8 protein-coding genes and 1 pseudogene are annotated in these 7,116 nt (G+C 66.0%); 5 read left to right on the forward strand and 4 right to left on the reverse strand.

The window, feature by feature from the left end; all coding sequences use genetic code 11:
• A partial coding sequence (hypE, locus tag QZ607_RS25390) for a hydrogenase expression/formation protein HypE (RefSeq protein WP_295888964.1) occupies positions 1–714 on the forward strand: 714 nt, incomplete at its 5' end.
• On the opposite strand, the gene QZ607_RS25395 is transcribed toward hypE, so the two are convergent.
• Complete coding sequence (locus QZ607_RS25395) at positions 715–927, reverse strand: BrnA antitoxin family protein (protein ID WP_295888967.1); 213 nt, start codon at positions 925–927, stop codon at positions 715–717.
• Positions 928–982: 55 nt separating this feature from the next.
• Positions 983–1,250: pseudogene (locus tag QZ607_RS25400) on the reverse strand (BrnT family toxin).
• Positions 1,251–1,512: 262 nt separating this feature from the next.
• Between QZ607_RS25400 and QZ607_RS25405 the strand changes: the two are divergent.
• Complete coding sequence (locus tag QZ607_RS25405; protein WP_295888970.1) at positions 1,513–3,807, forward strand: DNA methylase; 2,295 nt, start codon at positions 1,513–1,515, stop codon at positions 3,805–3,807.
• Complete coding sequence (locus QZ607_RS25410; RefSeq protein ID WP_295888973.1) at positions 3,719–4,750, forward strand: hypothetical protein; 1,032 nt, start codon at positions 3,719–3,721, stop codon at positions 4,748–4,750. The genes QZ607_RS25405 and QZ607_RS25410 overlap by 89 nt, the downstream gene beginning before the upstream one ends.
• 630 nt (positions 4,751–5,380) lie before the next feature.
• On the opposite strand, the gene QZ607_RS25415 is transcribed toward QZ607_RS25410, so the two are convergent.
• Positions 5,381–5,710 carry a hypothetical protein gene (locus QZ607_RS25415; RefSeq protein ID WP_295888975.1) on the reverse strand — a complete coding sequence of 110 codons (330 nt, stop codon included), beginning with the start codon at positions 5,708–5,710 and terminating at the stop codon, positions 5,381–5,383.
• Positions 5,711–5,736: 26 nt separating this feature from the next.
• Here QZ607_RS25415 and QZ607_RS25420 point away from each other — a divergent pair, with 26 nt between their 5' ends.
• Entirely contained in the window at positions 5,737–6,522 is a 786-nt protein-coding gene (locus QZ607_RS25420) for an N-6 DNA methylase (RefSeq protein ID WP_295888977.1), read from the forward strand.
• Between the two features lie 103 nt (positions 6,523–6,625).
• Positions 6,626–6,763, forward strand: coding sequence for a hypothetical protein (locus tag QZ607_RS25425; protein WP_295888979.1), 138 nt, complete (start codon positions 6,626–6,628; stop codon positions 6,761–6,763).
• Positions 6,764–6,896: 133 nt separating this feature from the next.
• On the opposite strand, the gene QZ607_RS25430 is transcribed toward QZ607_RS25425, so the two are convergent.
• Positions 6,897–7,116 (reverse strand): tetratricopeptide repeat protein (locus QZ607_RS25430; protein ID WP_367268251.1); only part of this gene is annotated, 220 nt, incomplete at its 5' end.

The following is a 7,116-nucleotide window of genomic DNA, read 5'->3' on the forward strand; positions in this document are numbered from 1 at the left end:
GGGCTGCCGCTCGCGGACCTCGCGCGCATCGTCGAGAGCATGGCCCGGGCGTGCAGCGAGGCCGGCGTGCCCGTGGTCACCGGCGACACCAAGGTGGTGGAGCGCGGCAAGGGCGACGGCTGCTTCATCACCACCACCGGCGTGGGCGTGGTGCCGGAAGGCCTCGACATCGCCGGCAGCAACGCCCGGCCCGGCGACGCCATCCTGGTCTCCGGCCATGTTGGAGACCATGGTGTGGCCATCATGTCCAAGCGCGAGAACTTAGGATTCGAGACCGAGATCCGCTCCGACAGCCAGGCGCTGCACGATCTGGTCGCCGCCATGATCGCCGCCGTGCCCAGCATCCACTGCCTGCGCGACCCCACCCGCGGCGGCCTCGCCAGCACCCTCAACGAGCTGGCCCAACAATCCGGCGTCGGCATGCAGATCCGGGAGCAGGCCATCCCCGTGCGCCCGGAGGTCGCCGCCGCCTGCGAGCTGCTGGGCCTGGACCCGCTCAACGTCGCCAACGAGGGCAAGCTCATCGCCATCTGCCCCGCAGACCAGGCCGGGACGCTGCTCGCCGCCATGCGCGCGCACCCCAAAGGCGCCGACGCCGCCGTCATCGGCCAGGTCTTCGAAGACCCCCACCACTTCGTGCAGATGGAGACCGCCTTCGGCGGCAACCGCATCGTCGACTGGCTCGCGGGGGAGCAGTTGCCGCGGATTTGTTGATCAGGGACGACGCTTCAAGTAGTCCCGCAGTATGTCGTTGATCCGCGTCTGCCAGCCTGGCCCCGTGGCTTTCATGGCGGTCAGCACATCCGCATCGAAGCGGATCATCGTCGAGACCTGACGCACCGGCGAGCGTGGCCGGCCGACCCGCGTACCGGGCTTGGCAGCCGCCCACTCGTCGTCGGTCAGGGGGCGGGCATCAGGGTCGGACATCGCGGCCTCCGTAATGGCAGCGTCCTCCTCTGGTGTCGGTACGACGGTATCTGGCTTAAGACGAGGCATAACGCTTGACCTCTGCATTGTTCGCTTTGCGCAGACTGATGATGCGGAGCCCGTCTGCAACCTCCACGAAGACCACCACGTACAAGCGCAGGCCCACATAGCCGATGGCGCACTGCCGGTCTTCCCCGGTAATCCTCGCGGCTGTCTGTCCAAATCAGCGCCGTCTCCCATTCGAACTGCTCTGCCAACGACAGAGATACACCGTGCTTGGCGGCGTTCCTCGCGTCTTTGCGGGGATCGAACGTGACCTTCATCCCCAGTATTGTAGTAACAAGAATCCTTGGACCGTACAGGAAGCCTGAGCGGCGGTCCTGGATGGCTCGGTCACGATGCGTGGAGTCCGTGGCCGGGCTCGGCATCCGGCCGCCACGTAAGCCGCCTTCGGCGGCAACCGCATCGTCGACTGGCTCGCGGGGGAGCAGTTGCCGCGGATTTGTTGAGCGAGCGCTGCGGTAGAATGCCGCCCTTGCGCCGCCTCATGCCCGTCGCCGCCGGAAAGGAGCCTCCGTCCCCTCCATGTCCATCGAGCAGACCTTCGACGTCCCCTTCGTCGCCGCTCTGGCGCTCAAGGAAAAGCAGATCCAGCAGAACTACCGCCCCATCATCGCAGTCCACAAGTGGTTTGCGCGGCGGCCCGGGACACTGTTCCGGGCGTTGCTGTTGTCCGAGCTGGGGCAGGGGCGGCTCGCAGATGCCTTCTACCGGCCGCAGGACTTCCCTGACATCCAGATCGCCGACCCGTTCATGGGCGGCGGCACGCCGTTGATCGAGGCCAACCGCATCGGCTGCGATGTGCAGGGCTTCGACATCAACCCGATGTCCGCCTGGATCGTCCGCGAGGAGATCGAGCACCTGGATCTGGATGCCTATGTGGTCGCAGCGATGACGCTGACGGAAGCGCTCGCCGACAGCGTCGGCTCCCTTTACCGGACGGATTGCCCGATCTACGGCGACAAGAACGTGCCGGTGAAGTACTTCCTGTGGGTCAAGACGCTGGACTGTGCCGGCTGTGGGCAGCCGATGGACCTGTTCCCCGGCTACCTGCTGGCCGAGAACAAGCGCCACCCGAAGAACGTGGTCGTCTGCGCCCGCTGCGGTGACCTCAACGAGGTCGATGACCGCAAGCACCCCGGTGCCTGCGCCGGCTGTGGTGCCGCGCTGACGGCCATCGGCCTGGCGCGCCGCAACCGGATCGACTGTCCGGCCTGCGGCGAGGGCAACAGCTATCCGCGACCCGAGGCCGGCCCGCCGCGGCATCGGCTGTTCGCCATCGAGTATTACAATCCGGCACGCAAGGCCCGGCACCGCGGGCGCTTCTTCAAGAAGCCGGACGCGCGGGATCTGGCGCGCGTGGCGGAAGCTGCTGCACGCTTCGAGGCGTTGTCGCTCGACTTCGTACCGGCGCAGCCCATCCCGCCGGGAGATGAGACGGACCGCCTGCACCGCTGGGGCTATCGGCACTACCGGGAGCTGTTCAATCCGCGTCAACTGCTGGCGCTGGAGCTGAGCTGCCGGGAGATCGCGGCGGTACCCGACGAGCGTGTCCGCCATGCGTTGGCCACCAATCTCTCGGACCTGCTGCGCTACCAGAACATGCTCTGCCGCTACGACACCATGGCGCTGAAGTCGCTGGACATCTTCTCGGTGCATGGCTTCCCGGTGGGGCTGGTCCAATGCGAGTCCAACGTGCTCGGCATCCGCAACGGTCACGGCAACGGCAGGGGACCGCGTGCTGCGATGCCGGCCGTCGGGTCCGGCGGCTGGATCAATATCGTCGACAAGTACACCAAGGCCAAGCGGTGGTGTGACGCACCCTTCGAGATCAGACACACCGGCGGGCGCAAGACCCAGGTGCCCGTTACGGGCGAATGGATCGGCGAGCAGCGCAACGGCGCCCGGCGGCGCAGCGTCAGCCTCCGCTGCGCCAGCGCGACCACTGCTGAGCTGCAGCCCGCCAGCCTGGATGCGGTATTCACCGATCCGCCGTACTTCGGCAACGTGCAGTACGCGGAGCTGATGGACTTCTGCTACGTCTGGCTGCGGCGGCTCGTCGGACACGAGGCCGAGGGCTTCGACCGTGCGTCCACGCACTCGCCGATGGAGCTGACCGGCAATGTCACGCAACAGCGCAACCTCGCCGGCTTTGCGGAAGGATTGGCCAGTGTCTACGGGCGCATGGCCCGCGCCCTGAAACCGGGCTCGCCGCTGGCCTTCACCTATCACCACAATCGTATCGAGGCCTACAACGCGGTGGGCGCTGCCATCCTCGATGCGGGCTTGGTGTGCTCCGCATCGCTGCCCTGTCCGGCCGAAATGAGCGGCTCCATCCATATCCACGGCACCGGCTCGTCCATCATCGACACGGTTTTCGTCTGCCGCACCACGGGCGCCACACGCCGGCGCTGGCTGTTCGACACGCAGGCCGAGCTGAGCAGCCTGATCGCTTCCGACATCGCACAGCTCACGGCCGCAGGCCGCACGCCGACCCTGGGCGATACCCGCTGCATCGCCTTCGGCCATCTGACACGCATGGCCATCTGGCACCTGCGTCACGATTGGGACAAGTCGTTACCGATGACCGACAAGCTTGGGCGCGTTGCCGAGGCGACGGCGCAATGGGGAGCGGTGGACGGCATCGTCGCGAGCCTGAAATCTCAAGCCATCGCCGAGCCGGCGCCTCTGCCGTACCCGCCGGCGCACACTGTAGAGCAGGAAGCCAGCGATGCCGTACCCTTTTGCGGTTTCGTTCGACGAGATCCAGGCGAATCTCGACTTCTACGTCGACCAGGTTTTTGCGTGCCTGACGTCTGAGCTCCTGGTGATGCCCAAGGGGCCCGGATTCGTTGAGTTCGCCGTGTTCGACGACGGCTATGAGGCCCTGAAGCGCGCCACCTCGAACTTCCAACAGGTCACGGCGGAGGCGATCCTGCCGGCGGTCTATCAGAAGCCCATCGGGCTGATCGTGCTGCGCTGCATCCTGGGCTTCACGCCGTCAGAATGGGCCTATTTCGCGTCGCGGGAGACCGGTATCCAGATCAGTCAAAGCGCCGCGCGCACCATCGACCGCAAGATTCGCATGAAACCGGATGCGCCGCTGCGGGAGAACGGCGGCGTCACCGAGCAGCGGATTCGCGCGCTCGTGGAGGCAGCCTGCGGCATCCTCGCCACCGGTGCGCCAAGCGTGCCCGGTGATCGCCTGCATCGCCTCGACAAGCCGGATACAGCCGCCGGCATCGACAGCGTCCGCAGTTTTGCCGACTTGGGTGCGCCGTATTCCGTCCTACTGTACGAACGATTTCTCGGCCGTCCCTTCGCCGGCCACAGAGACTCGATCAGCAAGCTCATCGGCAACATCGTCGAGAACGCCATCGAAGACGTACTGAGCCGCAACGGCATCAGCTTCCGCAAGACCAAGCGCGCCGAGCGTCTACCCGGTTTCGACCAGGCGCCTGACTTTGTGATCCCAAATGAGATCAATCCGAACGTGGTGATCGAGGCAAAGCTGACTGAAGAACACGGCACAGCACGCGATAAGGTCACGCGCGTGCAGCACCTTGGATCCCTGAGCCTGCTCGGTCAGCCGCCGGACCAGCCGAAGTTCGAGGTCGTCGCCTGCATCGCCGGCCGCGGCTTCGGTGTTCGACGGGAGGACATGAAGAAGCTGCTGCTCGCAACCCGCGGGAAGGTCTTTACGCTTCAGAACATGGAGCAGCTTGTGGAGATGACGCGGCTGCGGGCGTTTCGGGCCAAGTAACCCCTTTACGCAACGTCCGACGCCGTGCCGGCGCCGCATTCCTTCTCGCGGTTTCTTCTCGGATCTTGCGGCGCGTCATCCGGGCATCGATTCCAAGATGATTGGCGATCCTGCCCCAAGCGCCGCCGGAGCGGCTTGCTCCGCCGGAGCGTCGCGACCATCAGGATCGCGCGCGGCGCGGCGATCCGGGGAGCGGGTATCATTGTGCGAACATCGTCGGCGTCGCGAGGCACGGCTGGCGATGCCACCGAGAGGAGCGCAAGCCATGACACTGGCCGAGGCCATTTCTCGGCGCAGCCTGCGCCTGCCGAAGCACGCCGCGAGTGAGGCGCTGGATTTCATCAGAGTGCCTGGAACAACGCTACGGTGGTGCGGAAGGCGCCGCTGAGGCAACACCGGACGATGAGGCGCGTCGGAGGACCCTGACTGAGCTTGACTGCATCCGCATCGAACGGGGCGGGAAGCCCATCGCCAGCCGTGATGCCCGCTATGACGAGACGCGCGGCAGCAGCTGAGCGAGATACGCGACGCTTGGCGCATCGCGGAGCGTTCCGGCTACGGCCACTTCGACAGCCAGATCATCGCCTCTGCTCTATCGGACGGGTGTCGCACGCATTGGACTGAAGGCATTCAGGACGGCCGGGTCATCGATACGAGGCTGATGCTCGCCAATCCGTTTTCGAGGCCTGATTCGCCCGGCGCTTGAACCGTCTGATGTGGACGCGCCCGGGGACCCGCTGGCTCGCTCAATCTGAAGGCAAGCTTCGCGCGCCGCGGGTTGCGCGCGCCGGCCAAGATGCGCCGCTCGATCTCAGCGGCGTCCTCCCCGGTCTCGATGGCCGTGGACGTGGCGATGGACCGCGCGCGACCATGCTCCGCCCGTCGCCGGTCGCGCAGATACGGGTTGGACTCGGAGAGCACGCGTTTCGTCATGACCGCATGATAGCGCAGGACCTTCACGGCGCGTGAAAGGAGAAATTCAACCCGTGAACACCGCCTCCATCGTCTCCCGAGTCTTCAGCTTCTGCACCACGCTGCGCGACGACGGCGTGCCCGCCAATCCGCCCTTCGGCAAGAAGAGCTCCATGAGCTTCACCAACGAGGAGGGCGGGCAGGCCACCGATGAGCTGACCTACAACCGCCAGGACTTCTGGGCCACGCCATCGAACAAGCAGCTCAACTTCGTCCAGCACATCCGCAGCATGCTCAACACCACCGGCCGTGCCGCTGTGGTGGTGCCGGACAATGTGCTCTTCGAGGGCGGCGCCGGCGAGACCATCCGCCGCAAGCTGCTGGAGAGCACGGACCTGCACACCATCCTGCGCCTGCCCACGGGCATCTTCTACGCCCGGGGCGTCAAGGCCAACGTGATCTTCTTCGACAACCGGGTCGCGAGCCCAAGCCCTTGGACCAGGGCCGTCTGGTACTACGACTACCGCACCAATGTGCACCACACGCTGAAGAAGCGGCCCATGCGCTTCGAGCACCTGACCGATTTCATCCAGTGCTGCAACCCGCGCAACCGCCACGAGCGAACGCCGACCTGGGACCCGGAAACCAACCCGGAGGGCCGTTGGCGCAGGTTCAGCTACGAGGAGCTGATCGCCCGCGACAAGGCGAGCCTGGATGTCTTCTGGCTCAAGGACAAGACCCTGACGGACCACGACAACCTCCCCGAGCCCGAGGCGCTGGCCGAGGAGATCATCGACAACCTGGAGGCCGGCCTTGCGAGCTTTCGGGAGGTGCTGGCGGGGCTTGGAAAGCGGGCGTGAGCTTGGAGGGGCTCAGGTCCTGCCAGCAAGCGCCTCAGCGCTTGCGCGCGAGAGCCGAGACGCGTTCGGCTGCGAATGTTGCATCGCAAGACCTGACGCCGCCATGCCTTGCAAGCGCCTGACCGCCTTGTTCCTGACCAACCCCAACACGTACCGCGAGGGTCGTAACCCACCACGCAAGAACACCTCCGATCACGGTCTGCTCGCCTACCACCGGCGCCGGCGCAAGCACTGCGACTGAACACGCGGTGGCTAAAGTCAATGGCCGCGACGCTGGAGCGCCAGGGCCAGCGCCCGGGCCGTGGCCGGACTTATGATCGACGCCTCATCGCCCCTGCGTGACGCTCCGGGCTGCTCGCCGATGCGTCCCGGTGCTATTTGTCGTCGAAGCCCGCGGCGTGGTACCACTTGCGCGCTTCGTCCATGTCCTTCGGCACGCCATTGCCCTGCTCGTACATCATGGCGAGTGTCGTCATGGAGCCGGTCAGGCCCTGGTCGGCGGCGCGCTTGAACCATTCGATGGCCTTCTCGGGGTTCTGGTCGGTGCACTCGCCTTGCATGTACATGAAGGCGAGGCCGTGCTGGGCGAGGCCC

The sequence above is a fragment of the uncultured Thiohalocapsa sp. genome, assembly GCF_913063425.1.
GTDB lineage: Bacteria > Pseudomonadota > Gammaproteobacteria > Chromatiales > Chromatiaceae > Thiohalocapsa.

Excerpts from the sequence above, each read along its gene's own strand:
- QZ607_RS25395 (WP_295888967.1), bottom strand. The coding sequence starts at position 927 with ATGTCCGACCCTGATGCCCGCCCCCTGACCGACGACGAGTGGGCGGCT.
- QZ607_RS25425 (WP_295888979.1), top strand. The coding sequence starts at position 6,626 with ATGCCTTGCAAGCGCCTGACCGCCTTGTTCCTGACCAACCCCAACACG.
- QZ607_RS25405 (WP_295888970.1), top strand. The coding sequence starts at position 1,513 with ATGTCCATCGAGCAGACCTTCGACGTCCCCTTCGTCGCCGCTCTGGCG.
- QZ607_RS25410 (WP_295888973.1), top strand. The coding sequence starts at position 3,719 with ATGCCGTACCCTTTTGCGGTTTCGTTCGACGAGATCCAGGCGAATCTC.